General features: G+C 71.6%; 23 protein-coding genes. 1 reads left to right on the forward strand and 22 read right to left on the reverse strand.

The window, feature by feature from the left end:
- Positions 1-436: 436 nt before the first annotated feature.
- Together OHT01_RS03360 and OHT01_RS03365 are read right to left on the reverse strand one after the other, a co-directional pair.
- A complete protein-coding gene (locus tag OHT01_RS03360) occupies positions 437-1,039 on the reverse strand; it encodes a GNAT family N-acetyltransferase (RefSeq protein ID WP_328551589.1) in 603 nt (200 codons plus the stop codon).
- A gap of 205 nt (positions 1,040-1,244) precedes the next feature.
- A complete protein-coding gene (locus OHT01_RS03365; RefSeq protein ID WP_328551590.1) occupies positions 1,245-1,670 on the reverse strand; it encodes a Clp protease N-terminal domain-containing protein in 426 nt (141 codons plus the stop codon).
- A 271-nt stretch (positions 1,671-1,941) separates the two neighbouring features.
- On the opposite strand from OHT01_RS03365, the gene OHT01_RS03370 reads away from it, so the two are divergent.
- A complete protein-coding gene (locus OHT01_RS03370) occupies positions 1,942-2,406 on the forward strand; it encodes a nuclear transport factor 2 family protein (RefSeq protein ID WP_328551591.1) in 465 nt (154 codons plus the stop codon).
- A 90-nt stretch (positions 2,407-2,496) separates the two neighbouring features.
- On the opposite strand, the gene OHT01_RS03375 is transcribed toward OHT01_RS03370, so the two are convergent.
- The 20 genes from OHT01_RS03375 to OHT01_RS03470 all read right to left on the reverse strand — a co-directional run bounded on the left by OHT01_RS03375 (position 2,497) and on the right by OHT01_RS03470 (position 26,134).
- Complete coding sequence (locus OHT01_RS03375) at positions 2,497-3,786, reverse strand: MFS transporter (RefSeq protein ID WP_328551592.1); 1,290 nt, start codon at positions 3,784-3,786, stop codon at positions 2,497-2,499.
- Positions 3,783-4,688: an alpha/beta hydrolase gene (locus tag OHT01_RS03380; RefSeq protein ID WP_328551593.1), complete on the reverse strand. Its 906-nt coding sequence runs from the start codon at positions 4,686-4,688 to the stop codon at positions 3,783-3,785. The genes OHT01_RS03375 and OHT01_RS03380 overlap by 4 nt, the downstream gene beginning before the upstream one ends.
- A gap of 17 nt (positions 4,689-4,705) precedes the next feature.
- Entirely contained in the window at positions 4,706-5,263 is a 558-nt protein-coding gene (locus tag OHT01_RS03385) for an NADPH-dependent FMN reductase (RefSeq protein ID WP_328551594.1), read from the reverse strand.
- Positions 5,260-6,336, reverse strand: a complete 1,077-nt coding sequence (locus tag OHT01_RS03390; RefSeq protein ID WP_328551595.1) for a DMT family transporter — start codon at positions 6,334-6,336, stop codon at positions 5,260-5,262. The genes OHT01_RS03385 and OHT01_RS03390 overlap by 4 nt, the downstream gene beginning before the upstream one ends.
- A 63-nt stretch (positions 6,337-6,399) precedes the next feature.
- Positions 6,400-8,172: an acetyl/propionyl/methylcrotonyl-CoA carboxylase subunit alpha gene (locus tag OHT01_RS03395; protein ID WP_328551596.1), complete on the reverse strand. Its 1,773-nt coding sequence runs from the start codon at positions 8,170-8,172 to the stop codon at positions 6,400-6,402.
- 123 nt (positions 8,173-8,295) lie between these two features.
- Positions 8,296-8,535, reverse strand: coding sequence for an acyl-CoA carboxylase subunit epsilon (locus OHT01_RS03400; protein WP_328551597.1), 240 nt, complete (start codon positions 8,533-8,535; stop codon positions 8,296-8,298).
- 11 nt (positions 8,536-8,546) lie between these two features.
- Positions 8,547-10,112: an acyl-CoA carboxylase subunit beta gene (locus tag OHT01_RS03405; RefSeq protein WP_328551598.1), complete on the reverse strand. Its 1,566-nt coding sequence runs from the start codon at positions 10,110-10,112 to the stop codon at positions 8,547-8,549.
- An 86-nt stretch (positions 10,113-10,198) separates the two neighbouring features.
- Positions 10,199-11,167 carry an ACP S-malonyltransferase gene (gene fabD / locus OHT01_RS03410; RefSeq protein ID WP_328551599.1) on the reverse strand — a complete coding sequence of 323 codons (969 nt, stop codon included), beginning with the start codon at positions 11,165-11,167 and terminating at the stop codon, positions 10,199-10,201.
- Entirely contained in the window at positions 11,164-12,072 is a 909-nt protein-coding gene (locus OHT01_RS03415; RefSeq protein ID WP_328551600.1) for a 4'-phosphopantetheinyl transferase family protein, read from the reverse strand. The genes fabD and OHT01_RS03415 overlap by 4 nt, the downstream gene beginning before the upstream one ends.
- Positions 12,069-13,538 (reverse strand): MFS transporter, encoded by a 1,470-nt coding sequence (locus OHT01_RS03420; RefSeq protein ID WP_328551601.1) that lies wholly within the window; start codon positions 13,536-13,538, stop codon positions 12,069-12,071. The genes OHT01_RS03415 and OHT01_RS03420 overlap by 4 nt, the downstream gene beginning before the upstream one ends.
- A 44-nt stretch (positions 13,539-13,582) precedes the next feature.
- A complete protein-coding gene (locus OHT01_RS03425) occupies positions 13,583-15,988 on the reverse strand; it encodes an SDR family oxidoreductase (RefSeq protein ID WP_328551602.1) in 2,406 nt (801 codons plus the stop codon).
- A 2-nt stretch (positions 15,989-15,990) separates the two neighbouring features.
- On the reverse strand, positions 15,991-16,932 hold the full coding sequence (locus OHT01_RS03430; RefSeq protein ID WP_328551603.1) for an aromatase/cyclase: 942 nt from the start codon (positions 16,930-16,932) through the stop codon (positions 15,991-15,993).
- A gap of 81 nt (positions 16,933-17,013) precedes the next feature.
- Entirely contained in the window at positions 17,014-17,799 is a 786-nt protein-coding gene (fabG, locus tag OHT01_RS03435; protein ID WP_328551604.1) for a 3-oxoacyl-ACP reductase FabG, read from the reverse strand.
- 146 nt (positions 17,800-17,945) lie between these two features.
- Positions 17,946-18,218: an acyl carrier protein gene (locus OHT01_RS03440; RefSeq protein WP_328551605.1), complete on the reverse strand. Its 273-nt coding sequence runs from the start codon at positions 18,216-18,218 to the stop codon at positions 17,946-17,948.
- Between the two features lie 125 nt (positions 18,219-18,343).
- Positions 18,344-19,558, reverse strand: a complete 1,215-nt coding sequence (locus OHT01_RS03445; RefSeq protein WP_328551606.1) for a ketosynthase chain-length factor — start codon at positions 19,556-19,558, stop codon at positions 18,344-18,346.
- Complete coding sequence (locus OHT01_RS03450) at positions 19,555-20,826, reverse strand: beta-ketoacyl-[acyl-carrier-protein] synthase family protein (protein WP_328551607.1); 1,272 nt, start codon at positions 20,824-20,826, stop codon at positions 19,555-19,557. Before OHT01_RS03450 ends, OHT01_RS03445 begins: the two co-directional genes overlap by 4 nt.
- Positions 20,823-21,152: a TcmI family type II polyketide cyclase gene (locus tag OHT01_RS03455; protein WP_328551608.1), complete on the reverse strand. Its 330-nt coding sequence runs from the start codon at positions 21,150-21,152 to the stop codon at positions 20,823-20,825. The genes OHT01_RS03450 and OHT01_RS03455 overlap by 4 nt, the downstream gene beginning before the upstream one ends.
- Before the next feature lie 76 nt (positions 21,153-21,228).
- Entirely contained in the window at positions 21,229-22,719 is a 1,491-nt protein-coding gene (locus OHT01_RS03460) for an FAD-dependent monooxygenase (RefSeq protein WP_328558011.1), read from the reverse strand.
- Between the two features lie 392 nt (positions 22,720-23,111).
- Complete coding sequence (locus OHT01_RS03465) at positions 23,112-23,816, reverse strand: O-methyltransferase (RefSeq protein WP_328551609.1); 705 nt, start codon at positions 23,814-23,816, stop codon at positions 23,112-23,114.
- Positions 23,813-26,134: a tetratricopeptide repeat protein gene (locus OHT01_RS03470; protein WP_328551610.1), complete on the reverse strand. Its 2,322-nt coding sequence runs from the start codon at positions 26,132-26,134 to the stop codon at positions 23,813-23,815. Before OHT01_RS03470 ends, OHT01_RS03465 begins: the two co-directional genes overlap by 4 nt.
- Between the last annotated feature and the right edge of the window lie 407 nt (positions 26,135-26,541).

Consider the following 26,541-nt stretch of genomic DNA (forward strand, 5'->3'; position numbering starts at 1 on the left):
GGAAGGCCGCCCCCGAACCCGCACCGTGCCGGGATTTTCCGTTCATGGAAGGGGTCGCCCACCCCGCACAGACGCCTCCCCCAGGCGCGGATCCGGTAAATGGCGGAGAAATTGGCATTTCGACCGCGTCGACGTGTGTGGGCACCAACGGCCGTACGTGACAACGAAGTTGAGGTTCGTCGAATGTCATGATCGGGCTGTCATTCCGCGCACGACGGTGACAGTTCACGCCCCTGCGCACAATATCGCGCCACACAACTGGCTGGATTCGACCGATACTCGTGGCCGGTAAAAATGCTCGCTCGACACCCTCAGAGAATTGGGTCCTTTTCGGCGGTGTGTCTCATTGAGACCTTTCCCACCTCATTTTGTGCGGCCCGAACGGAAGGCGAGGGCCGCCTGGACTCCACCCGGTTAGCGCGCGTTCGCCGTGCGGTCAGGCGTCCCAGGCGCGCGGGCGGGTCAGCGCTTCCCACTCGGGACGGAGCAGGGAGAGCACCGCGATGTCGTGGCGCCGGCCGCGGTGCAGGCAGGCGGCGCGGCTGACACCCTCACGCACGAAGCCTGATCCGGCGAGGACGGCCAGGGCCGGGGCGTTGTCGGTGTGCGTCTGTGCCACGAGCCGGTACAGCGGGAGTTCACCGAACGCCAGATCCACCAGAGCGTCGAGGGCGGCCGTGCCGTGACCGTGGCCCCGATGACGCGGGTCCAGCATCAGCTCGACCTCCGCGGTGCCGTCGACCATGTCCTGACCGGTCAGGGCGATGTGGCCGATCGGGGTGCCGTCCGGGAGGAGGACGAGGTAGTCGTCACGACAATCGTCGTCCGCGTCGCGCTCGACCCGCTCGCGGAGCGCGGTGAGCGAGCTCGGCCAGAGGCCGAATTCATGAGCGGCCACCGGGTCGGACCGCCAGCCGTGCAGGAGCTCGGCGTCGTCCACGTCGACCGCCGCGAGGCCGACGGACTCTGCGCGCCACGCGAGCCGTCTTTCAGGCTCCTCGTCACGCTCGCCCTCCGCGATCCCCGAGTCCTCGTTCATGATCGGATCCTACGGACGCCTCCGGACCGGAACCAGCGGATTTCCCTGTTCGGCGGAGCGTCGGGGCGTGAGCGGCGAGGGTGTGGTCGCCGACGGAGTTGGCGGGACGGGCTCGGCGGTTCCGAGCCCGCTCCGGGGAGCCGTACGGCGCGGCGGTCATCCGGGCGGCGGCGGGTGGCACGCCGGCCGGACGACCGGCGCGGGGTCACACGGCCGAGTTCTTCCTCAGCGAGTCGAGACTCTTGCGGACCGGAGCGTAGGAGAGCCCGAAGACGGACCAGGCACCTTTGCCGGGTCGGTACTTGAGCGCCGCGAGCAGCAGATGCTCGGTGCCGAGCCGGCTGTCGCCGATCTCGCCCATCTCGGCGACCGCGCCCTCCAGCAGGGCCGCGTGCTCCTGACTCGGCCGGAGGTCGTCCGCGGACGTCCGCGACACCGGCGGAATCATCTGCTTGCTGCGGTTGGCGGAGAATTCGTGGAACGCCTTCAGATCCACGCCGTTGGCGACCAGCAGCGCCGAGAAAGTGGAATCATCCTGCGCACTCAGCGTGGTGAGCAGATGGATGGTGAATAATTCGGGACTGCGCTGAGCGGCGGCAAGTTCGCTCGCCGTCCGCACGGCAGCCGCCATACGATCGGTGTACTGCACCGTCATAAGGAATTCCCTTCACTCCGTGTCGTCTTTCCGACGGCCGCTAGGTCGCCGCTTCGCCCCTCCGACGCACGTTGCCGAGCTGGTCAAGCACCGTGCGGCAGACCGGATATGACGTCCTGTCGGCCATGGAAGCGCGTTGTGATCATAGACCGCATTCCGAGCCTACTACCAATCCCACCTGATCTCGACAGCCGCTGACCAAATAGTCACTTGACGGTTCATCGGTCATGAGTGGCAGTCTTTACGCATGACCACTCAAGACGACGCCAGCGCAATCACTGTACTCATCAGCCGGTTTTTCCGTACGCTCAATGAGCGGCGCTTCGAAGGGGATTGGGGCAAGGAATACTTCACTGACGACGTAAAGGCCGAGAGCCCGCACGGAACCGCCGTGGGCACCGAGGCCGTACGGCAGTCGCAGCAGGCCGTCGAGGACTGGGCCGTGATCCAGTACATGAACACGGACATCCTCGTCGACGTCGACGTCGACACCGACAGCGCGACGGCGTCGTGGAACTCGCTGATGACGCACATCCATCACGAGTCCACCCTCAAGAAGCTCGGTGAAGGTCTCGATCCCCTGTTCACCGTGGGCGGTGTGTGGGACGTGGACCTCCGCCGCACGGCCGACGGCTGGCGCTTCTCCCGGACCTCGGTCCGGCCGATATGGATGTCCGGAACGGCACCCCAGCTCCCGGCCGCGGCCGAGTGAGCCGGCGGATCCCGGCGTCCCCGTCGGGGCGCCGGGATCCGCTCCCACCCGTCGATCGGAGCCCGCCACCGGGACCGCACCTCCAGGACGTCACCCGTCGCGCGCACGGGCATCGTCCGTTCCCGGCCGAGCAGCGCGGATCGTGAGAAAGGCCAGCGCGGCGAGGCCGGTGGCCAACGAGACCAGACCTCCGGCCACCAGAGCCGCACGAGCCCCGTACCGGGCGGCGAACCGGCCCGTCAGAAGCGCCCCGAAGGGCGTCGATCCCTGGAGGAGCAGGGTGTAGAGCGCCAGGATCCGGCCGCGGAGGCCCGGGGCCGAGCCGAGTTGGACCCGGTGGTTGACGGCCTGGGTGAAGTAGAGGGCCGTGAAGCCCGTGACAGCCAGCAGGACCAGTGCCCCGCCCTGCCCCGGAGCGAGCCCGGTCAGCGCCTCCGCCGTACCGAAGGCGACCGCCGCACCGGCCACCAGCGGTGCCGACGGCCGACCCTCGCGTCGCGTGCCGGCCAGGGCGCCGAGCAGCGATCCGGCGGCGACGGCGGAGGTGAACAGCCCGAACGAACCGGCGTCGGCGTGGAAGACCGTCTTGGCCAGGAGCGGCAGGGTGAGCTGGAAGTTCAGGCCGAACAACGCGACGAGGGCCACCGTGAGGAGGGGCAGGAGCAGATCGGGGCGGCCGGCGACGTAGCGCAGGGCATCGCGGGTACGCGCGTCGCGAACGGTGCCGCTGCCCCGCAGCAGTTCCGCGGGACGCATCCTCAACAGCGCCGCCACGGTGGCCAGATAACTGACGGCGTTGAGCACCGACACGGGTCCGATGCCGAGCCAGGTGATCGCGAGACCGCCCAGCGCGGGTCCGAGGATGCGCGCCAGGTTGAAGTAGGCGGCGCTCAGGGCCGAGGCGTTGGGCAGGAGTTCGCCGCCGACCATCTCGTGCACGAAGGACATCCGGGTCGGTGTCTCGATCGCGTTGACGACGCCGAGGCAGAAGGCCAGGGCGCACACGTGCCACACCCGTACGGCTCCCGTGATCACCAGCGGAGCCAGGGCCATCGACAGGGCACCCGAGACGAGGTTGGCCACGACGAGGATCGACCGCTTGTCATGACGGTCGGCGAGCCGGCCCCCGTAGAGCGACAGAAACAGCATCGGTGCGAACTGCAGAGCGGTGACCAGGCCGAGAACGGTGGCCGAGTCGTCGGACAGGGACAGCACCAGCCAGTCCTGCGTGACGATCATCATCCAGGTGCCCATCACCGAGATGAGCTGGCCGGTGAAGAACAGCCTGAAGTTGCGTACGGCCAGGGACCGGCCGATGGCCCTGACTCCGGCGTCGGGCCCGGCGATCCGGGCGGATCGCCGGGCCGCCTGCCGGTTCACGCGCCGACCTGCCCGCGCCGCGCGAGCAGTTCCTCCAGGAAGGCCAGGACCCGCAGATGGTAGGAGCGGGCGGCCCATCCGAGGCTGATGTTGTGGCCCGCGTCCGGCTGCCTGTGCACGGTGACGGTGGTCTCCCGCAGATGGCTCATCATGTCCGCCAGGGCCTCGGCGTCGTGCAGCCACCAGTTCTCGTACTCGGCGAAGGTGAATCTGACCGGGACCCGGACCCGCGCGGCGACGCCCGGGAAGGACTCCGACCACTGCCGCAACTCCTGCTCCTCCACGGCGGGCATGGGCGCCAGCAGCGGACGGCTGAAGCGGAAGCTGTTGGGCGGGTAGAGCCGCAGGGGCCCCCAGTGCCACTTCCAGGAGTCGCGGGCGAGGACGCCGGGCGGCTCCCTCGTCTCGGTGGCGTAGCGATGCCCGCAGCCGGAGATGTCGAGGCCGATGAGCCGGCCGCACACGTCGTCGGCCGCCGCCGTCAGCGCCACCTTGCCGCCGAAGGAGTGCGCCACCAGCAGAAAACCGGCGCCCGTCGGGAAACGCCGCGCGTAGTCCTCCAGGGCCGCGTGCAGGGTGGCCGACTGCTCGGTGAGGCTCTGGCCGAGGGGTATCTCGCGGGCGGACCGGCCGTAGCCGGGCCGGTCCAGACTCAGCACGGCGAAACCGAGGCTTGCCCCGAGACCCAGCAGCGACACACTCGGATGCGCCTGCCCGTCGAAGTACCCGGCCGACATCCCGCCGCCGTGCACGGCCACGACGACCGCCCGGGGCGACGGACCGGGCGGCTCGATGTGCAGTCCCGACAGGGTGATGCCGCCCGCGTCGAGGGTGACGTCCGTGACCCCGGACGTCCTGGTCGCGCACGTCCGCTCCATACCCGGGGTCTCCCGCCTTCCCACCGTCTCCTCCTCGGCGTTCACGCCGCGTACGGGCGTCGCTCGCGCGCCTGTTGGAGCGCGGCGGCCCACCACACCAGCTGTCCGAACATGGTCTTCACGGCCGCGTCGAGACCGGTGGCGTCCCTCGGGTTGCCGTCCTCGTCGAAGTGGCCGCGCGCGTCCGCGAGGCTGACACCGTCGCGCAGGGTCGCCACATGGAGTTCGGCGAAGGTCTGCCGCAACTGCTCGACCGCCCGGAGTCCTCGGGAGCGGCCTCCGTACGAGACGAAGGAGACCGGCTTGCCGCGCCACTGCGTGGGATGCCAGTCGATGACGCTCTTCAGGACGGCGGGGCAGCCGTGGTTGTACTCGGCGGTGACGATCACATAGGCGTCGGCCGCCTCGATCCGCGTCGCCACGTCATCGAGCCGGTCCCGGGCCTGCGCGGCGCGGGCCGGGGAGACCACCACCGGCAGATCGGCCTCGACGGCGTCGATCACGTCGACGCTGAACACGCCGAACTGCTCGGCCTGTCTCGTCAGCCATCGGGCCACGACGGGACCCGAACCGCTCTCCGGTGGACTGCTGGTGATCACTGCGAGACGTAGGGGCTCTTCGTGCATGACCGGCCTCTCGTGGCATCGGGACTCTCTCTTCCATGGGCTGACAGGCAGGGCACGCGCTCCCCCGGGGAACCGCGCGGCACCCTGGCCTCCTCGGGCGAGGGCCGCGGCACACCGGCCGCCCCGGCCTCCCCCACCGCCACGGGAGAAGCGCGCGGCGCCCCGGCGGCCATGAGGACGGACCCCCGGGGGCGCTCGGTGCCTTCACGGCCGGCCCTGTCCCGGACCAGCGCCACCAGTCCGACGGCCGCCGTCGTCGCGGCCACCGCCACCAGCACAAGTCCGGGGACCCCGTAGCGGAAACCGTCGTCCATGGCGGCGACGCCGATCAGGGACGCGACGACCGGATTGACCAGCGTCGCCGTCACCAGCGGCACGCTCAGACCCGCCTCTCGGTACGAGGCCTGGGACGCGGCCAGTCCGGCCACGGCCAGCACCGCCGTGAGGCACAGGCCCACCGCCTCGGCCCCGGTGCCGAGGACGCCCCAGCCGTCCACGACCGCCTTGATGTGGAACGAGGCCACACCGAAGGCCACACCGGCGGCCGCGGCGAGCAGCGCGCTCCGCCCCACGGCCCGCGTCACCCGTGTCGCGGCGACGGCCAGGAGGACGACACCGGCGATGCCCAGTGCGGCGATCACCGGCTGGTCCCGGACGGGCAGCGCGCTGTCCGGTCCGGTGTCGACCATCGCGGTGAGCACGGCCAGACCGCCGGCGACGAGCCCCACCCCGGCCCACGCCGTCCGCCCTGCCCGCCCCGTCCCTCGGCCGGGGCCCAGCGCGGACAGCGGCAGGGCGAACACGATGGTGAGCGCGCCCAGCGGCTGGACGAGGGTCAGCGGCCCCCAGCGCAGGGCGAGTACGTGCAGCAGTCCGCCCCCGCCGTTGAGCGTGAGCGCGGTCCACCAGAGGCCGGAGCAGAGCGTCGCGTGCACGGCCGGCCGCCGTGCCGCGACGGCCACGCGCTCCTGGAGCATCGCCCCCACGGCGTAGCAGAGAGTCGACACCAGACACATCAGCACCGACAAGGTCAGGGCACTCGTCACCCCCGCCTCCGATACCGCTCGGGCGCTGTGCCCCGGACCTCGTGATGGGACGTCGTCATCCGTTCAGTCCTTGATTTCGCAGATGGGGGCGCCGGAGGTGACGGAGGCGCCGACCTCGGCGGTGAGGCCCTTGACGGTGCCGGAGCGGTGGGCGTTGAGGGGCTGTTCCATCTTCATGGCTTCCAGGACGACGATCAGGTCGCCCTCCTTGACCTCCTGGCCCTCCTCGACGGCGACCTTGACGATGGTGCCCTGCATCGGGGAGGCGAGGGTGTCGCCGGTGGCGGCCGGGCCGGACTTCTTCGCGGCGCGGCGTTTGGGTTTGGCGCCCGCGGCCAGGCCGGTGCGGGCCAGCGACATGCCCAGCGAGACGGGCAGCGAGACCTCCAGGCGTTTGCCGCCGACCTCGACGACGACGGTCTCGCGGCCGGGCTCGTCGTCGGTGTCGGTGTCGGCCGGGGCGGTGAAGGGCTTGATCTCGTTGACGAACTCGGTCTCGATCCACCGGGTGTGGACGGTGAACGGGTCGCTGGAGCCGGTGAGTTCGGGGGCGAAGGCGGGGTCGGTGACCACCGCGTGGTGGAAGGGGATCGCGGTGGCCATGCCCTCCACCTTGAACTCCGCCAGTGCGCGGGCGGCCCGTTGCAGGGCCTGCTCGCGGGTGGCGCCGGTGACGATCAGTTTGGCGAGCAGGGAGTCCCAGGCCGGGCCGATCACAGACCCGGTCTCGACGCCCGCGTCCAGCCGGACGCCGGGGCCCGTGGGGGGTGCGAACAGGGTGACGGTGCCGGGGGCGGGCAGAAAGCCGCGGCCCGGGTCCTCGCCGTTGATCCGGAACTCGATGGAGTGTCCGCGCAGTTCGGGATCGCCGTAGCCGAGTTCCTCACCGTCGGCGATGCGGAACATCTCGCGCACCAGGTCGAGGCCGGCGACCTCCTCGGTGACCGGGTGTTCGACCTGCAGGCGGGTGTTGACCTCCAGGAAGGAGATCGTGCCGTCCGTGCCGACCAGGAACTCCACCGTTCCCGCGCCGACGTAGCCGGCCTCCTTCAGGATCGCCTTGGACGACGCGTACAGCTCGTCCACCTGCGCCCGGGACAGGAAGGGGGCGGGGGCCTCCTCGACCAGTTTCTGGTGGCGGCGCTGCAGCGAGCAGTCCCGGGTGGAGACGACGACCACGTTGCCGTGGCTGTCGGCCAGGCACTGCGTCTCCACATGGCGGGGCTTGTCGAGGTAGCGCTCCACGAAGCACTCCCCGCGCCCGAACGCCGCGACGGCCTCACGCACCGCCGACTCGTACAGCTCGGGGACCTCTTCGAGGGTCCGGGCGACCTTCAGGCCGCGGCCGCCGCCACCGAACGCGGCCTTGATCGCGATCGGCAGCCCGTGCTCCCGCGCGAACGCCACGACCTCCTCCGCACCCGAGACCGGGTCCGGGGTGCCCGCGACGAGCGGGGCGCCGGCGCGCTGCGCGATGTGCCGGGCGGCGACCTTGTCGCCCAGGTCACGGATCGCCTGCGGCGGCGGGCCGATCCAGATCAGTCCCGCGTCCAGCACCGCCTGGGCGAAGTCCGCGTTCTCCGAAAGAAAGCCGTAACCGGGGTGGACCGCGTCGGCCCCGCACTCGCGTGCGGCACCCAGCACCTTCTCCGCGTCCAGATAGCTGGTGGCCGGAGTGTCCCCGCCCAGCGCGAACGCCTCGTCCGCGGCGCCGACATGCACGGCGTCCCGGTCCGGCTCCGCGTACACGGCGACGCTCGCGATCCCGGCATCCCGGCACGCCCGGGCCACGCGGACAGCGATCTCACCGCGGTTGGCGATGAGCACCTTGCGCACGATGATCCATCCTTTGCTCACTCGAAGTCGGGTCGTAGGTCGATGGTTGGTCGGTCGTGGTCGGTCGGTCGGCGGCCGATGGTCGACAGCCGATGGTCGACGGCCGGTCGGACGCAGGCCGGTTCAGGGTCGGCGGGCGTCCTCCCGTCCGGGTGCGGAGCGCCAGCTCAGCGGGCTGCCCGCCATGGGACGGGTGCCCGCCCTGCTCCAGCGCGGGGCCTGCGTCCGGCACTCGTCGGCGCGGACGTCGCACGCGGCACGGTGGAGCAACACCGCGGTGAGCGCGGCCAGTTCACTGGGGCCGGCCGAGCCCTTCTCGACGCGGAACAGCGGTTCGGGGGATGCGAAGGGGGCGGTGGTCATCGGAACACTCCTCATTGCGGCGGATTCCCGTGCTTGCGGGAGGGCAGGTCGGCGTGCTTGGCCCGGAGCATCGCCAGGGACCTGATCAGCACCGTTCGCGTCTGCCGCGGGTCGATGACATCGTCGATCAGGCCGCGTTCGGCGGCGTAGTAGGGATGCATGAGCTCCGACCGGTATTCCTCGATCTTCCGCTGCCGTACGGCGTCGGGGTCGTCGGAGGCGTTGATCTCCCGGCGGAAGATGACGTTGGCGGCACCTTCCGCGCCCATCACCGCGATCTCGTTGGTGGGCCAGGCCAGGGCGAGATCGGCGCCGATGGAACGGGAGTCCATGACGATGTACGCGCCGCCGTACGCCTTGCGCAGGATGAGGGAGATGCGGGGCACGGTGGCGTTGCAGTACGCGTAGAGGAGCTTGGCGCCGCGCCGGATGATGCCGTTGTGCTCCTGGTCGACGCCGGGCAGGAAGCCGGGGACGTCGACCAGGGTGACCAAGGGGATGTTGAAGGCGTCGCAGAGCTGGACGAACCGGGCCGCCTTCTCCGAGGACTCGATGTCGAGCACGCCGGCCATGGAGGCGGGCTGGTTGGCCACCACGCCCACGACGTGACCGTCCAGCCGGACGAACGCCACGACGATGTTGGGCGCCCAGGTGGCGTGCACCTCGAAGTACTCGCCGTCGTCGACGATCTCCTCGATGACGGCCCGGACGTCGTACGAACGGTTGGCGTCGGCCGGCACCAGGTCGAGCAGGGCGTCCGTGGTCCGGTCCGCCGGGTCCGTGTTCGTCTCGACCGGCGCCGTCTCGCGGTTGTTGGAGGGCAGCATCCCGAGCAGGTGGCGTACGTCCTCCAGGCAGCTCTCCTCGTCGTCGTACGCGAAGTGCGCGACGCCGCTCTTCGCGGCGTGGACATCGGCGCCGCCGAGGCCGTTCTGGGTGATCTCCTCGCCGGTCACGGCCTTGACGACGTCGGGTCCCGTGATGAACATCTGCGAGGTGTCCCGGACCATGAACACGAAGTCGGTCAGCGCGGGCGAGTACGCCGCGCCGCCCGCGCAGGGGCCGAGCATCACGCTGATCTGCGGGATGACTCCGGAGGCTCGGGTGTTGCGCTGGAAGATGCCGCCGTAGCCCGCGAGCGCGGTGACGCCCTCCTGGATGCGGGCCCCGGCGCCGTCGTTGAGGCTCACGACGGGGGCACCGGCCGCCTCTGCCATGTCCAGGATCTTGTGGATCTTCTGCGCGTGCGCCTCGCCCAGCGCGCCGCCGAAGATGCGGAAGTCGTGGGCGTAGACGAACACGGTCCGGCCGTCGACGGTTCCCCAGCCGGTGACCACACCGTCCGTGTAGGGCTTCCTGGCCTCCAGGCCGAAACCGGTGGCGCGGTGTCGGCGCAGGGGCTCGACCTCGTTGAACGAGCCCTTGTCCAGCAGCAGTTCGACGCGTTCCCGGGCGGTCAGCTTCCCCTTGCCGTGCTGGCGCTCGGTGGCCGCGGGGTCCGGTCCCGCCAGGACCGACTCCTTGATGGCCTCCAGTTCGTCCAGGCGTTCCTGGATGGTGTTCCCGGTGGCGGGCATGGTTTCCCCTCCTTGACTTGACGTGACGCGTGGTTGGGCCGAGGGCACGTGACCGGACCGGCCGGCGTGTGGTGACCGGTCGGCGGTCAGACGGTGGTGACGGTGTCGTCGGCCCCGGCGAACAGGTCCAGGGCCGACATGAGGTGGTGGGCGTCGTGCGTGGGATGGGCGGGCACGGCCGGCGCGATCCGGCGGCACAGACCGGAGAGGACCTTGCCCGGACCCACTTCGAGGAGGCGGTCCGTTCCCTCGTCGGCGATGCGGGTCACCGTCTCGGTCCACCGCACGCGGCCCGTCAGTTGGCGGCGCAGGGTGTCGACGACCTCCCCCGCACTCGTCAGGGGTGCCGCCGTCACCGCGGAGATCACCGGGACGGCCGGGTCGCGGAACTCGGTGCGCAGCAGGGCCTCGGTGAACTCCGCCTCCACCGGCGCCATGAGGCTGCTGTGGAAGGGCGCGCCGACCTTCAGCGCGAGGGCACGGGTGGCCCCCGCCGTGCGCGCCGCGGTGATCAGTTCGTCCACGGCTCGGGCCTGGCCCGACACGACCGTCTGGGCGAATTCGTTGTCGTTGGCGACCTCGACGACCTGGCCGCTCGACTCCCTCACGGTGACGCAGAGTTCCTCGACCGTCCGCAGGTCAAGGCCCATCACCGCGGCCATCTTTCCGGGCACCGACTCGTTCACGGCGGCCATGAGCCGGCCGCGCAGCCGGACCAGGCGCAGGGCGTCGCGCCAGTGAAGGACATCGGCCGCGACGAGTGCCGCGTACTCGCCCAGGCTGTGTCCCGCGACCAGGGCGGGCCGGATCCCGTGGCGCCGCAGGACGTCGAGGGTGGCGACGCTGGTCAGCAGGATCGCGGGCTGGGTGATCGCGGTGTCGGCGAGCGCGTCCGCGGGGCCCCGCAGGCACAGTTCGGCGAGCGGGAGTCCGAGGAGTTCGTCGGCGGGCCGGTAGTAGGTGTCGAGCAGATCGGGCCATCGGGCGAGCAGTTCCTGGCCCATGCCGACGCGTTGTGAGCCCTGGCCCGGGAAGACGAAGGCGGTGGTGGTCATGTCGGTGTCTCCTTCACGGGAACGGCCGTGGTCAGGTGCGCGATCTCCGCGAGGACGCGGGCCGCGTCGGCTTCGTACAGCCACTCGGCCGGCAACGGACGGACCGTGCAGGGGTCTTCGGGGGTGCCCAGCACGGCTACGGCGGCTCCGTGCGCGGGCCCGCAGGGCAGATCGAGGACCGTCCAGCCCGCGGGCCTGAGCCGGGGTTCGCGAACTGATGAGCCCAAGTAGTCGGCGTGCAGCGGGCGTTCGAGGCCGGTTCCGAGGCCTTTGAGATAGGCCTCCTTGCGGGCCCACAGCTGTCCGAACGCTGCCCCGCGCTCGCCGGGCGGGAGTTCGTCGAGTTCGGCGCGCTCGCCGGGGTGCAGCAGCCGGGTGCAGACGTCCGTGGTCTCGGCCGAGGGCATCCGCTGGATGTCCACGCCGACCGGAACGGCCGCCAGGGCCACCAGCGCCCTTCCGCTGCTGTGGGACAGCGAGAAGTGAAGGGTGGGTTCGGGGCCGCGGGCTCCGGGGGCGGGCCGCAGGGCGGGTCTGCCGTGCGGTCCGCCGCATCGTGGGCAGGGTTCACGGACGTACGCCACCTCCCTCGGCGCGAGCCCGAGGGCCCCCGCGAGCAGTCGGCGCAGGGCGATGTGGGCGGCGGTGAAGAGCAGGGCGTCGCGGGGCCGCGGCAGGGCTCCGGCGCGGGCGCGCTCCTGGTCGTCGAGTTCGGCCACGACGAGCCGGCGGCCCGCGCCGTGCGGCACGGGGTGGCGCACCAGCCAGAGGTCGACGGCCACGCGGTCGTCCGCGGCGCTGTCCGCGGCCCTGTCCGCGGGCCGCCGGGAGGACCCGGTGCCGTGCGACGCGGCAGGTGGTGACGGGACTCGTGACACGGCGGGGTCCTCCCTTCGGGTCGTCATGGCGTGCTCGGTGCGGACGCGCGGCGCGGCAGGGCGCCGGTCACCGAGACCGCGAGCCCCGCGACGCCGACGGCGGTGACGAGCAGCAACGCGGGGTGGTAGCCGGCCAGAACGGCCGCGGCGGACGCGCCGGGCGCGGGGTGGTGCGCCGCCATCAGCGCGGCCACCAGGGCCAGCACGATCGCGGCGCCGAACTGGACGGCTGTCTGGTACACGCCGCTCGCGATGCCGGGTTCGGCCTTCGGGGCCGCGGTCAGGGCCTGCATGTGCAGCGCCGCAAAGCACAGGACGAACGCCAGACCCAGGAGCAGCAGAGTGGGCAGCAGGTCGGTCGCGTACCGGGTCGGCACCGACGCCCGCAGATAGAGGGCGTAGCCCAGCGGTGGTGCCAGCCAGCCCACGGCGATCAACCGGCGCGTCCCGAACCGCTGCACCATCCGCCCGGAGTACGCGGCGGACAGTGCCAGCGGGAGGGCGGCGGGCAGAAGTGCCAGTCCGGTCCTGGCCGGTGACCACCCCAGCAGCGTCTGGAGATGGAAGGTGACGACGAACAGCAGTCCCAGGTACGACCCGTTCAGTGCCGCGGCTCCCAACGCGGCCCGTCTGAGGGCTGGTTGGGCGAGCACGCCCAGGGGCAGCAGCGGATGCTCGGCCCGGCGCTCCCGGACCACGACCAGGACGGCCAGCGCTCCGGCGAGTGCGAAGGCGGCGAGGGTCCCGGGCGCCCGCCAGCCGTGTCCGGGCACGTGGCCGATCCCGTACACCAGGGCCAGCAGCGCGGCGGGCAGGCCGAACGCGGTCGGCAGCTCGTAGGAACGGCCGCCCTCCGCCCGGCTCCTGCCGCGCTGCTCCGGTACGAGCCGCAGCCCGAGCAGGAGCAGCAGCGCGGCGACCGGAGCCGGGAAGGCGAAGGTCCAGCGCCAGCTGACCTCGGTGAGCAGCCCCGAGAGCACGAGGCCCAGGGAGAAGCCGCACGCTCCGAAGAGGCTGTACACCGCGACGGCGCGGTTGCGGGCGGCGCCCTCCGGAAACGTACTGGTGATGATCGCCAGTCCGGTGGGGGCGGTGAGCGCCGCGCACACGCCCTTGACGACGCGGGTGGCGATCAGGAACCACGCGGCGCCGGCCAGCGCTCCGGCGAGTGAGGCGACGGCGAAGACGGTGACGGCCGCGAGGTACACGCGGCGCCGTCCCAGCCGTTCGACCAGCCGGGCGCCGAACAGGATCATGGCGCCGAAGCCCACGGCGAAGCCGCTCATGACCCACTGCAGTGAGGTCGGGTCCGCCCCCAGGTCCCCGCCGATCGACGGGAGGGCGACCACGGCCACCGACACCTCCAGGGCGTCGATGAGCATGTTGCCCGCCAGCACGAACAGCAGCGCCCACAGGCGCGGGCTCCATCGGCCGTTCGCGTCGCCGCCCTCCGCGGGCGGTTCGGCGACCGGTCGCGCGGTCGTCGGTGTCATGATCCTGTCCCCCGTCTCGTCCTGTTGCCCGTCGGCTCGTGTGCTCAGCCGACGAGGGTGCCCCCGCTGGCGTCGATGAACGCGCCGGTGATCCAGCGGGCGTCGTCGGAGGCGAGCAGCGCGACGATGTCGCCGACGTCCCGCGGTTCGCCGACCCGGTCGAAGACCGACAGCCGCGCCATCTGCTCGACGGCCTCGGGGATGTCGAAGACCGGGTTGTCGTTGCGGGTGATGCCGGGCGCGACGCTGTTGATCGTGATGCCGCGCGGGCCGAGGTGCTTGGCGAAGTGCAGGGCGAGCATCTCGACGGCGCCCTTGCTCATCGCGTACGCGATCTCCTGGGGGTTGGCGACCTTGGTGAGGCCCGTGGAGATGTTGATGATGCGACCGCCGTCGGGCATGATCGACAACGCGCGCTGGATGATGAAGAACGGTGCCTTGGCGTTGACCGCGATGACCCGGTCGAACAGTTCGGGAGTGGTCTCCTCGGGAGTCACGCCGCCCATCACCCCGGCGTTGTTGACCAGGATGTTCAGCTCGGTCGCGCCGGTGCGCTCCTTGAGCCCCTGCTCCAGCCCGAGGAACAGCTCGTGGACGTCTCCCGGGACGCCGAGTTCGGCCCGGACGGCGAAGGCCCGGCCGCCCTCCTTCTCGATCGTGCGGACGACGTCGTCGGCCGCCTCCTGGTTGCTGGTGTAGTGGACGGCGACGAGTGCTCCCTCGCCGGCGAGGCGCAGGGCCGTCGCCCGGCCTATGCCTCGGCTCGATCCCGTGACCAGTGCGGTCTTCCCGGTGAGCGTTCCCATCGTGGTCCTCCTGTGGTTGCCGTTGTCGGCCGGTGTGGCGGGTGTCTCGGTCGGTGTTGCGGGTGCGGTGGCGCGTTTGCCGGGGTCCGTGGGGGCGGGGGCTCCGGGTGGTGTGCCGAACCAGCGGTGCAGGGCTGTCGTCAGGTCCGTGGTGCCGGGGGCCGCCGCCCAGCCGACGTAGCCGTCCGGGCGCAGCAGGACGGCCGTGGTGTCGGCGAGGTCCGCGGCGTCCCCGCCGTCGCGGAGCCGCGCGGTCACGAGGGACACCTGCCCGGCCCAGGGCCGCAGGGCGGCGGACCACTCCGCCCGGCGCTCGGCGTCCGCCGAGAGGTCGAGCAGGACACCGCGGCCGGCCCGCAGCAGTTCGGCGACCGTGCCGGGGCCCTCGGGCGCGGTCAGCGGCAGCGGTGGAAATCGCCTGCCGAGGAGCGGACGGCCGACGCCTCCGCGGCCGTCGTGCCCGCGGTCGTCGTGGCCACCCTCGCCGCCGTCGGTGCCGGAGATGTCGTACGCGATGTCGAGTCCCGCGATCATCGAGGCGAGGTGGGCCCGCGCGGGCGGCAGCGAGACCAGTTCCCCGAACACCTCGCGGACCGCCTCGACCTCCTCGCCGCCGAGCAGCAGCCGCGCCTGGGTCCTGATGTTGCCGAGGACCCGGCGGCCGACGGGGTGGCGTTCGCCGTGGTAGGAGTCGAGCAGGTCGTCGCCGGCCCGGCCGGTCACCCGCGCGGCGAGCTTCCAGCCGAGGTTGACGGTGTCCTGGAGCGCCAGGTTGAGGGCCTGGCCGCCGATCGGCATCTGCCGGTGGGCCGCGTCCCCGGCCAGCAGGACGCGCCCCCTGCGGTACTCGGTCGCCTGGCGGGAGGCGTCTCCGAAGGAGTTGACCCACAGCGGGGTGCCGTGGCCGATCTCCTCGCCGGTGACCCGGCGCCAGACGGCGGCGATCTCGGTGAAGCCGGGCTCGGTGGTACGGGTGCGGGCGGGGCTGCCGAACTCGTGCACCATGACCCTGGTGACTCCGTCGGGGCGGCGGGCCGCGATGGCCAGACCCCGCGGCAGCCGCTGGAAGCGCCGGTTCAGGATGTCGATGCCCGCCACGTCGGCCCGGATCAGCTCCCGCCCGGCGTCCTCTCCGGCGAAGTCGAATCCGCCCAGCCGTCGTACGGCGCTCCGCTCCCCGTCGCACCCCACGACGTACTCGGCACGGATGCTCAACGGCCCGTCGGCGCCGACCAGTTCGGCCTCGACGTGGTCGCCGGTGGGGGTCAGCCCGCGCAGCTCGTGGCCGCGCAGCAGCACCGCGCCGAGGCCGGTGCTCCACTCCTGCAGGACCCGCTCGACGTCTGCCTGAAGGATCTTCCACTGCCCCGGGTGGGTGCCGGGGAGCGTCAGGTCGAGCGGGATGCCGCCGAAGTGGCCCATGGGCTCGTTCGGCGGAGTGCCGAACCGCTCCAGCAGGCCCCGGGCGTCGAGGGTCTCCATGGTCCTGGCGTGCAGGGTCGAGGCCCGTGACTCGGTGGTGGGGGTGTCCAGCCGCTCCGCGACGAGCACTTCGGCGCCGCCGAGCCGCAGTTCCCCGGCGAGCATGAGACCCGCCGGGCCGGCCCCGACCACCAGTACCTGGGTGTGCTGGGTGCGGGACATGGTCAGCGCGCCTCGGCGTAGGCCTTGGCGTGGCCCAGTGTGGCGCGGCTGTTGGTGCTCAGCGCGGTGCGGACGTACTCCCGGGCCTCGGCGACGCCGGCGTCCGGTCCGAGGATCCTGGTGATGTTCGCGGTGTTGAGGACCACGGTGTGCTGGGAGGAGGCGGTCGAGCCGTCCCCGTCCTCGGCGAAGGTCCAGTAGCCCGTGTGCAGGGTCATCAGCGCGGGCAGGGTGACCTGCTTGTAGGAGATCTTCCGGCCCTCGAAGCACACCCGGTACGACTTGGTCAGATGCGTGGACCCGTCCTTGGCGCGGGTCTCCATCTCCAGGGTCTGCAGGCCCGGAACGTCCTCGTCGAGACGGACGGAGGCGACGTGCGGCAGGCGTTCCTGCCACAGGTGCGCCTCGTTGATGAAGTCGTACGCGTCCTTGGCCGAGCCCTCGATCCGGACGGTGTCCTCGAAGGAGAACGTCACCTCCTCGGCGGCGTGGGCCAGTTCGACGTTGGTCTTCAACGCGGCCAGTTCGGAACGCGAGTTGCGGTCGACCGCCTCGTCGATCCAGCGCAGGCCGTCCGGGTCGTCGTCGACGGCACGGTAGTCGTGCAGCAGCCGGATCCGGGACGTGCCGGCGTCGAGCGGCTCGATGATCCAGGCGCCGCCCATGGCGGCCACCGGCGGGGTGGAGACCTCCTGGCGGAACTCGATCCGCAGGGCGGCCGGGTCCAGGACGCGGCGGGAGGTCCAGTTCTTCGCCTCGCCGTTGGCGGTGGCCCAGATCCGGATGCGTTCGGTGTCCCCGTCACGCTCCAGGTGGTCGACGTAGATGGTCGGCGGGAAGACGCGCGGCCAGTTCTCGACCTCGGCGATCAGACGGTAGACGGCAGCGGCCGGGGCCGAGACCGTGATCTCGTGCTCCACCTCGCGCAGGCCGGGCTGCGACATGCTCAGGCTCCTTGGATGAGTGCGTGGTCGGCGGACGGGTGTGGGGGGTGTGGAAAGCGGTGGCGGCGGGGTGCGGCGGGCTCAGAAGTTGCCCAGACCGCCGCAGACGTTGAGCGCCTGGGAGGTGATGGAGGCGGCCGTGTCGGACGCCAGGTAGCCGACCAGGCCGGCGACCTCCTCGGGCGTGGAGTAGCGGCCCAGCGGGATCTTGGACTGGAACTTCTGCAGGATCGCGTCCTCGGTGGCGTCGTACGCCGCGGCGTACCCGGCCCGCACCTTCTGCGCCATCGGCGTCTCGACGTAGCCGGGGCACACCGCGTTGACGGTGATGCCGGTGGGGGCCAGTTCGTTGCCGAGCGCCTTGGTGAAGCCGACCACGCCGTGCTTCGAGGCGGAGTACGGGGCGCCCAGGACGACACCCTGCTTGCCCGCGGTGGACGCGATGTTGATGATGCGGCCCCAGTCCTTGTGGCGCAGGCCACCGGTGTTCAGGACCGCGCTGGTGAGGCGGAAGACGCTGTTGAGGTTGGTGTCGACGACGTCGTCCCACAGCTCCTCGTCGAGGTCGGCCGTGACGCCTCCGCCGCTGCGGCCCGCGTTGTTCACCAGGATGTCGACGGTGCCGAAGCGGTCGACGGCGGCCTGGACGAAGGCGCGGGCCGAGTCCGTGGAGCGCACGTCGAGGGTGGTGCCGTCGGCGTCGATGCCCTCGCTCTGGAGCTGCTTCACCGTCTCCGTCACGTTCTCGGCGTTGCGGGCGCCGATGAACACCTTGTGCCGGGCGCCGCCCAGGAGCCGGGCGACGGCCAGACCGATTCCGCTCGTGGCGCCGGTGACCAGGGCGACCCGGCCGTTCTGCTCTGTCATGTGCGTCTGTCTCCTTGTGCGGGGAGGGTCGAGGGAGGTGACGGGCCCGCGGGTGGCCGGGGCCGGGGTCGGAGCGGGCCGGGCCGGAGGGGGAATCCGTCCCGGCCCGCTCGGTCGACCTGACCGGGGCCAGGCCGAGTCGGGGGTCAGGCGGCGGCGACGTCCACGGCGAGGAGCTCGTTGACGGCCGTGACGAGGGCCCGCGGGGTGGTGATGTCGGAGAGGTTGACGTCGTCGAGGCTGACGCCGAACTCGCGCTCGATACGGCCGCCGGTCTCCAGGAGGGCGAGCGACTCGTAGCCGAGCTGCTCGAAGTCGGTGTCGGCGATGTCGCCGTAGAGGTCGATGCCCTCTTCCGCGCCCGCGCTCTCCAGCAGGATGCGGCGCAGGTCGTCGAGGGTGAACGTCCGGTCGGACATGGGGTCTTCCTCCAGTGCTGAGGGTGTGTACTGCTGAGGGTGTGTGCCGCCGGGGCGTCGAACGCCGGCGCGGCTGTGCCGCCGAGGCTCTGGTGGTACGGCTCTGGTGGTGCGGGGGCGGCGGGTCAGCCCGCGGCGCGCACGACCACCGCGGAGTTGAAGCCTCCGTAGCCGCGTGCGATCACCAGCGCGGCCCGTACGGACGCCGTGCGCGGGTTCCCGGTCACCAGGTCGAGGTCGTACTCCGGGGCGAGTTCCACGTTCGTCGTGGCCGGGACGATTCCGTCCTGGATCGCCAGCAGAGCGGCCGCGACGTCCAGGGGCGCGGCGCCCGAGTAGAGCCGTCCGGTCATCGTCTTGGGCGCCGTCACGGGTACCCCGCGCGGCCCGAAGACCTCGGTGATGGCCTCGGCCTCGATGCGGTCGAGCTCGGGCACGGCCGCCGCGTCGGCGAAGACCACGTCGATGTCACCGGGCGCCACGCCGGCGTCGTCGAGGGCGGCGCGGATCGCCTGGCGCAGAGCGGGCTCCCGGCCGCTGCCGGGCTTGGGGTCGAAGGTGGCCCCGTAGCCGGCGATCTCGCCGTAGATCCTGGCGCCGCGGGCGCGGGCCGCCTCCAGGTCCTCCATGATGAGGATCGCGCCGCCCTCCCCCGGTACGTGCCCGGCGGCCTGCGGGTCGAAGGGCAGGTACGCCCGGTCCGGATCGTCCTCATGGCTCAGCCGTTCGCCGGCGAGCTGGGCGACCCAGCCCCACGGGCAGATCGAGGCGTCGATCGCGCCGGAGACGATGAGGCGGGTGCCCTTGCGGATCTGCCGCCGTGCCTGGGCCAGGGCGTCGAGGCCGCCGGCCTGGTCGCTGACGACGACTCCGCTGGGGCCCTTCATGCCGTTGCGGATCGAGATCTGGCCGGTGTTGACGGCGTAGAACCAGGCGAACGACTGGTAGGCGCTGACGAATTGACCGCCCTTGCTCCACAGCTTCTGGAGCTCGTTCTGCCCGAACTCGAAGCCTCCGGAGGAACTGGCGGTGACCACGCCCATGTCATAGGCGTTCAGCTCCTGCGGTACGACCTCGGCGTCCTCCAGCGCCCAGTCGGTGGCGACCAGCGCGAGCCGGGTCATCCGGTCGGTCTGCGGCAGGAGCCGGCCCGGCAGATGCTCCTCGGCGACGAAGCCGGGTATCTCCCCGGCCAGCCGCGCCGGATACTGGTCCGGCGTGAAGCGGGTGACGGGGCCGATGCCGGTCTCGCCCTGCAGCGTGGCCGCCCAGAAGTCCTTGGTGCCGAGGCCGTTGGGAGCGGCGATGCCGAGACCCGTGACCACTACCGGGGTCGTCATGCGATGCTCCTGTCGGGTCGCGCGAGCACCATGGCGCTCTGGAATCCGCCGAAGCCGCTGCCGACGGTCAGGACCGTGTCGGTACGCCACTCCCGCGCCGTGATCGGCACGTAGTCGAGGTCGCACTCGGGGTCCGGGGTGTGCAGATTGGCCGTGGGTGGGACCACGTTGTTCTCCATGGCCAGCGCGGAGGCCGCGATCTCGATGGAGCCGATCGCACCGAGCGAGTGGCCCACCATCGACTTGATCGAGCTCACCGGCGTCCGGTACGCGTGGTCGCCGAGGACGCGCTTGAACGCGGCGGTCTCGTGACGGTCGTTCTGCTTGGTGCCGGAGCCGTGCGCGTTGATGTAGTCGATCGAGTCCGGGTTCACCCGCGCCTCGCCGAGCGCCACACCGATGGCCTCGGCCATCTCGGCGCCGTCGGGGCGCAGACCCGTCATGTGGAAGGCGTTGCAGCGGGAGGCGTAGCCGGCGATCTCCGCGTAGATGTGCGCTCCGCGGCGCTTGGCACTCTCCAGCTCCTCCAGGACGAACACCGCCGAACCCTCGCCCAGGACAAAGCCGTTGCGGGTTCCGTCGAAGGGACGGGAGGCGTGCTCGGGGTCGTCGTTGCGCGAGGTCGTCGCCTTGATGGCGTCGAAGCAGGCGACCGTGATCGGCGAGATCGGGGCGTCCGAGCTGCCCGCGATCATGACGTCCGCGGTGCCCTCGCGGATGATGTCCACGGCGTGGCCGACCGAGTCGAGGCCGGAGGTGCAGCCGGTGGAGACGACCGTGGAGGGCCCCTCGGCGCCCACCGCCCAGGCGACCTCGGCCGCGAAGGAGCTCGGCACGAAGTGGTTGTAGAGGTGGGGCACCGCGTAGCGGTGGTCGACCAGGTCGAGCCGGCCGCCGTCGCTGACGACGCGGTACTCCTGGTCGAGGCCGGTGGTGGCGCCGACCGCGCTGCCGATCGTCACCCCGGTGCGGTAGGGGTCCAGTTCGGCCAGGTCGATACCGCTGTCGGCGACGGCCTCCCGGGTCGCCACGACGGCGAGCTGGGCCGCGCGGTCCATGCGGCGGATCTCCTGCGGACTCAGCCCGTGTTCCTCGGGGTCGAAGTCGATCTCCGCGGCGACGCGTGAGCGGAAGGGCGTGGGGTCGAAGAAGGTGATGCCCCTCGTCGAGGTCCGCCCCTCACTGAGCAGATTCCAGAAGTTCTTGGCGCCTATTCCGCCCGGCGCGAGGACTCCGATTCCGGTGATGGCAACACGACGGCCGGTCACGAGGAGGCTTCCCAGTGGTAGAAGGACTTGGCCATGGCGTCGGCGGGTGAACGCCAGGTGGCGGGATCGTAGGCCTGGATGTACGGCTTGAGGTCCTCGCTTATGCTCACGAAGCGCGGATCCGTTTTCGCCTCCTCGATGATCTCGCCACCGTTGTCGGTGTCGAATTCCTGGAGGTGGAAGTAGAGACCCTTGTACTGGAAGAGCTGGCGCCGCCGGGTCCCCATGATGTGCGGCATTTCTGTTCCGTCGAACTCCTTGAAGAGCCTGGCGACGTCATAACGCGCACCGGGTTCCATCCGGGCGACAATCAGTGTGCTATGCATGCTCTTTTTCTTCTCCTTCGCGGCGAGCAGGTCCGGTGGAGCCGCAGGGGCCCCGGAATGCGGATCGGAGGGGCGGTCAGCGCTGCCGGTCCGCCCGGGAGGGGCCGAACCAGCGCTCCAGCGCCATGGGCAGGTCGTGGTGGCTGCCGGGGGCCGCCCAGGCGACGTAGCCGTCGGGGCGGACGAGGATCGCGGCCGTGCCCGCCAGCGGGCTGTCGGCGGACAGGCCGACCGGCGCCGCCGTCACGATGTCCACGCGGTCGGCCCACGGCTGTGCCCGCTCCCGCAGGACGGCGGTGTCCTCCAGGTCGAGCAGCACGCCGCGCCCGGGGTTGAGCAGGTCGAAACTGGTGGTGGTCCGCGCGGCCGAGGCCGTCGCCAGCTCCAGCCGCGGCATGCGCCGACCGAGCAGCGGATGCGCGCCGGAGCCGACGTCGTAGCGGATCTCCAGCCCGCTGACCATGCCGGCCAGATGACGGGACACCTCGGGGTAGGCGATGAGCTCGGAGAGCACGTCGCGGACCGGCTGCACCTCTCCTCCGCTGAGGAAGAGCAGGCCCTGCGCCCGGGTGTTCATCAGCAGGCGCCGGCCGACCGGGTGCCGTTCGTCGTGGTACGTGTCCAGGAGCGCCTCCGGCGCCCGGCCCTGGACCACCGCGGCGAGCTTCCAGCCCAGGTTCACGGCGTCCTGGATGCTCGTGTTCATGCCCTGCCCGCCGGCGGGCAGATGGATGTGCGCGGAGTCCCCCGCGAGCAGGACACGCCCGTCGCGGTACCGGGTCACCTGGCGGGTGGCGTCGCCGAAGGCGCTGACCCACACCGCCTCGCCGTGCGAGATGTCGACGCCGGTCAGCCGCTTCCAGGCCGCCGCGACCTCCTCGTACGCCGGTGCCTCGGTGCGCCGCTGCGGGGGCGTGCCCCGCTCGCAGACGATCAGGCGGGTGATGCCGCCGGGCAGATGACCGACCATCACCATGCCGCCGGGCAGGGTCTCGCCGATCATGCGCGGTTCGAGATCGAGACCCCGCACGTCGGCGAGGTACATCTCCAGTGTGGAAGCGGTCCCGGGGAAGTCGAAACCCACCGCCTTGCGGACCTTGCTGCGTCCGCCGTCGCAGCCGATGAGGTACTGGGCGCGCAGCTCGTGCACGCCGTCCGGGCCACGCACCTCCACGAGCGTGCTGTCGCCGTCGTCCTTGACGGAGAGCACCTCGTGGCTGCGGCGGATGTCCGTGCCGAGGTCGGTGACCCACTGCTCCAGCACGGTCTCGGTGTGGGACTGCGGCACGGTCTTGGCCGCCTGGTGGGCGCCGTCGAGAATGCTGAAGTCGACGGGCAGGCCACCGAAGTGTCCGAAGTCGCTGACCTCGATCTCGCCGAACCGGGAGAGCAGCCCGCGCTGGGCGAACACCTCCATCGTCCGCGCGGTGAATCCCAGTCCGCGCGACTCACCCGTACGTTCGGCCAGTCGCTCCAGAAGGACGACCTCCACTCCGGCGAGCCGCAATTCGCCGGCGAGCATCAGTCCTGCGGGACCGGCTCCCACGACTATGACTTCGGCGTCCATGCCACTCTCCTCGGTCATCCTCGGGAAAATATCCAAAAGTTCTGCATTCACGGCACCGACGGCACGACGACTCCATTCGGGAATCCATGGCCGTCTGGTGTAAGGCGTCCGCTGGGACTGCCTCCGGAAGACAACTGAATAGTCCTTCGAACTGACCGGCCGGTTCAAGGTGATTCCGGTGGAACCTCGTCAGGTGTGTGCGAAGTTTCGTCAGGTCTTTGTGAGGTGACACCCTGAAGATTGCGGAACTGTTTCCGCCGAATTGATTCGCGGGCACGGCACGGATCCGGATCGTGGCCCGCGCGACACCACGGGCGGCCGGCGCGGCCGGTTCCTCCCACGCGCCGCGCGGAGCCGGATCGTTCCGGCTCCGGCGGGCGGGAGAGGCCGGATCATTCCGGCCAGCGGCCGACTTCGAAACCGCAGGCGTCCACCGGGAGCGTCGTCGTGGCGACGGCCCCGTGGTCCTTGGTGAACGCGGCGTAGTCGCGCAGGTCCCAGGCGAAGACCGGGTGGCACACGTCATGGGCGATCACCAGCGCGCCCGGCGCCAGATGAGGCAGCCAGCGTTCCAGCACCCGGGCGTATCCGGACTTGCGCGAACCGGGTACGTCGATGTCGATGAGCAGCAGGTCCCAGGGACCTTCCGCGCCGTGCTGGGCGGCGTCGAAGGCATCGCCCACGACCGCCTCGGCGCCCGGCGCGAACCCGGCCCGCCGCAGGTTGTCCGAGGCGGTCGCCACCGGCTCGGCGGCCACGTCAAGCCCGAGGGATCGTCTGCCGGGATAGAGCGGCCGGGGCCCGAAGCCCGGTCCCGAGGTCCAGGCCATGAGGTTGCCCGCGAAGCAGCCCAACGTCGCTATCGTGGCGGGCCGGTGAGCCGCCGCCAGGCCGTACAGAACGCGTGCGGCGAGCGGGGTGAGCGTGGTGGTCGGGACCTCGAAGGAGGAGACCAGGTGCGCGCGGAACGCGTGGTATTCCGGCCAGGAGACGGCGGGCGCATCCGGGGCGAGCACCCCGGCGGCACGGCAGTGGTCCAGGAACCGGTCCGCCAGCGCGTCCGCCTGAGGACTCGTCAGCCGAGGGAGCGCGCTCACCGGCGGCCACCCGCCGTCGCGGTCCCCGCCGGATCGAGCACGCCCCTCGACGGAACCCCGGCAGGGTGGTCGCCGCTCCCCCGGACAGCCGCAACCGCCGCTACGGGCGCGCCCGGTGGCAGGACGGCCGCTTCCCGGCTGACCGAAACGGCTTCTGCGGCAGGAGACTTCGCCGAACCGGAACTGCCGTCCAAGGAAACGGAGTTCGCCTCACCGGGCCCGCCACCCGGCCCCCTGGATGCCGCCGCTCCGGAACCGCCGCCCGGCCCGGCCGATGTCACCTCACCGGAACCGCCGTCCGCGCCAGTGGATGTCGCCGCTCCGGAAGTACCCTCCGGCGTACCGGACTTCACCGAGCCGGGTGCGCCTTCGGCCTCAGCGGACGTCGCCCCGCCGGTGGCACCCCCCGTCCCCTCCCCCAGCAGCCGGCCCGGGTTCTCGCGGGCCGTGATGCCGGCCAGGAAACGGTTGAGGTCCCGGTCGGGCAGGCCTTCGAGGTCGACTCCGGCCAGGTACGAGGGCAGTTTGGACGAGGGGGGCGCGATCTCCGCTCCCGCGTGCGTCAGGGCCTCGGCCAGCTCCTCGCCGCCGGCCCCGCGGTCGTACGCACCGGCCGCCTCCGGGTACCAGACGCGGGCCGCAGACACGGTGTGCCGGTCCCAGCGGGAGCCGCCCAGCGTCAGGGCCCACAGCAGCCCCGCCAGGTCCTGGGCGAACGCCTGCTCGTCGCAGAGCCGGCGGGCGGTACGGGCCGCGTCGCGGTAGTGCCGGGCCGCACCCGCGTGATCGCCCCGCCGCAGATCCGTGTATCCGGCGGCGGCGAACAGCTTCTCCAGGTGGAAGGGGTCCCGCAGCTCCCCGGCGACCCGGACGGCCGCTCCGAAGGAGGCCGCGGCCTCCTCGTGGCTTCCCCTGCGCAGTTGGAGAACGGCGATCGCGTAGTGGTGCGGCACGAAGAACTCGGGCCTGCCGGTGCCGAGCATCGTCGCCGACACCGAGCGCAGGAAGTCCTCCGCCTGCCGGTGCCGACCGGTGATCTGGAGCAGGAAGGCCAGATTGTGGCTGAGGTTGTAGCGCAGGTAGAAGGCGCTGTCGCCCGGCATCTCGCGCACCATCCGGAAGGCCTCGAATTCCAGCTCGAACGCCTCCTTGAACAACGCGTCGCGGCGCTCGGTGTCGCCGGTCCCCCGGGCGTCGATGGCGGCGGCGAGCGCCAGGCCGTTGAGGATCCAGGCCTTCTCGACCTGCGCGTCCACGCCCGGCGCGTCGAGTGCGTCGATGCACTCCAGGCCGCGCAGGTAGAAGGCGCGCGCTGTCTGTGTGTCGTCCTTGCGCTTGGTGACCAGGAGGGCGACGAGGTAGTTCAGATGGGCCCTCAACTCGGGCTTCTCCGCCAGGGTCAGGGACTGTTCCAGCTTCGCCACCGCGGCGTCGATCCGCCCGGTCTGCGCCTCCGAGATGGCCTGGAGCCTGATGAGGTCGGCCAGGTCGTCGGCCCGGCCGCCCTCCGCACCGACGGCTTCCACATGGGCGGCGATCAGGAGGTCGGCCCGCTCGAAGTTCTGCAGCGCGATCGCGTCGCCGATGGCGCGGAGCGGGCTGGCGGCTCCCCCGGAGTGCCATGCCTCGACGTCGAGAGCGGGGGCGCCGCGTGGGGCGTCCGGCACCGGGGGCAGCCCCGTGCACACACGGACGGCGCGCAGCCGGGCGAGGCGCTCCAGGAACAGGGTGCCGCCGTCCCTCAGCACCCCCCGGACGGTGAAGCCCCCGCCCTGCTGGTCCGCGATCAGGACGGCCCGGTAGAGGATGCGGACCGAGATGCGGTCCCAGTGGTCGAAGGCGCGCAGGACGAGGACGGGCCGTTCGCCCAGCGCGGGCAGGGCGTCGGCGAGGAATCGCGCCGCGCGGTCGATCCAGCCGGCGGTGATGTGGGATTCCCGGCTGATGCGCCGGGTGGTACCGAGCGACGCGGTCTCGGACACGGGCACGAACCGGCCCCGCCGTCCGGCCCCTTCGCCGTCCGGACCCTCCGGCCCGGTGAGCAGGTCCACGACGTCGGCATGCCGCTCCAGCACGCCCGGCAGGGTGATGCGCGCCGCGGGCAGCAGTACGGCCAACAGCTCCTGGAGTCCGCACAGATGGTCGTAGCCGATCGCGGGCGGGCCTATGTCCACGGCCGGTTCGACGGTGTTCGGGCCCAGACAGTCGGCCGGGCCGTGGGGTTGGGCGCAGAGCACCAGGCCGCGTACGGCGGGACGCCAGGCGAGGGTCGGATCCTGCAGCCAGAGGGGACGGGGTGCCACGGCACCGGAGGTCATGGCGCGCTCCTTTTCCGGGTGGGAAGTCGGACGGGACGACGGACGCCCCGCCGGATGCGGACGGCGGGGCCGGCATCGGACGGAGGACATCCGCGTGAGGAAAACGCCGGCCCCCGCTGCGGAACAGCGAGGGCCGGCGATGTGGAGACCATGGGCTACCAGGTCTCGTTGCCCAGGGCGAGCTCGAACTCGCTCTCGGTCAGCTCGTTCTCGGCCGAGAACGTGGCGAGGACCTCGTCCAGAGCGGCGCTCAGTGCGGCGTCGGTCATGGGTGTCACCTCCTTCCGCGGGTGTCGTGGTGGCTGGTGGACTCCCGGTCACACCCGGCGCTCGCTCGCTCGGGGCGGGCGGTGCGCGGGGCGCGTGCGGGAGGGTCTGTGGTGTGCGGGCGACGTGTGCGGGACCGC

This window comes from Streptomyces sp. NBC_00358, assembly GCF_036099295.1.
In the GTDB taxonomy this organism is placed as follows: domain Bacteria; phylum Actinomycetota; class Actinomycetes; order Streptomycetales; family Streptomycetaceae; genus Streptomyces.

Excerpts from the sequence above, each read along its gene's own strand:
- OHT01_RS03360 (WP_328551589.1), bottom strand. The coding sequence starts at position 1,039 with ATGAACGAGGACTCGGGGATCGCGGAGGGCGAGCGTGACGAGGAGCCT.
- OHT01_RS03365 (WP_328551590.1), bottom strand. The coding sequence starts at position 1,670 with ATGGCGGCTGCCGTGCGGACGGCGAGCGAACTTGCCGCCGCTCAGCGC.
- OHT01_RS03370 (WP_328551591.1), top strand. The coding sequence starts at position 1,942 with ATGACCACTCAAGACGACGCCAGCGCAATCACTGTACTCATCAGCCGG.
- OHT01_RS03400 (WP_328551597.1), bottom strand. The coding sequence starts at position 8,535 with ATGACCACCGCCCCCTTCGCATCCCCCGAACCGCTGTTCCGCGTCGAG.
- OHT01_RS03405 (WP_328551598.1), bottom strand. The coding sequence starts at position 10,112 with ATGCCCGCCACCGGGAACACCATCCAGGAACGCCTGGACGAACTGGAG.
- fabD (WP_328551599.1), bottom strand. The coding sequence starts at position 11,167 with ATGACCACCACCGCCTTCGTCTTCCCGGGCCAGGGCTCACAACGCGTC.
- OHT01_RS03415 (WP_328551600.1), bottom strand. The coding sequence starts at position 12,072 with ATGACGACCCGAAGGGAGGACCCCGCCGTGTCACGAGTCCCGTCACCA.
- OHT01_RS03420 (WP_328551601.1), bottom strand. The coding sequence starts at position 13,538 with ATGACACCGACGACCGCGCGACCGGTCGCCGAACCGCCCGCGGAGGGC.
- OHT01_RS03425 (WP_328551602.1), bottom strand. The coding sequence starts at position 15,988 with ATGTCCCGCACCCAGCACACCCAGGTACTGGTGGTCGGGGCCGGCCCG.
- OHT01_RS03430 (WP_328551603.1), bottom strand. The coding sequence starts at position 16,932 with ATGTCGCAGCCCGGCCTGCGCGAGGTGGAGCACGAGATCACGGTCTCG.
- fabG (WP_328551604.1), bottom strand. The coding sequence starts at position 17,799 with ATGACAGAGCAGAACGGCCGGGTCGCCCTGGTCACCGGCGCCACGAGC.
- OHT01_RS03440 (WP_328551605.1), bottom strand. The coding sequence starts at position 18,218 with ATGTCCGACCGGACGTTCACCCTCGACGACCTGCGCCGCATCCTGCTG.
- OHT01_RS03445 (WP_328551606.1), bottom strand. The coding sequence starts at position 19,558 with ATGACGACCCCGGTAGTGGTCACGGGTCTCGGCATCGCCGCTCCCAAC.
- OHT01_RS03455 (WP_328551608.1), bottom strand. The coding sequence starts at position 21,152 with ATGCATAGCACACTGATTGTCGCCCGGATGGAACCCGGTGCGCGTTAT.
- OHT01_RS03460 (WP_328558011.1), bottom strand. The coding sequence starts at position 22,719 with ATGGACGCCGAAGTCATAGTCGTGGGAGCCGGTCCCGCAGGACTGATG.
- OHT01_RS03470 (WP_328551610.1), bottom strand. The coding sequence starts at position 26,134 with ATGACCTCCGGTGCCGTGGCACCCCGTCCCCTCTGGCTGCAGGATCCG.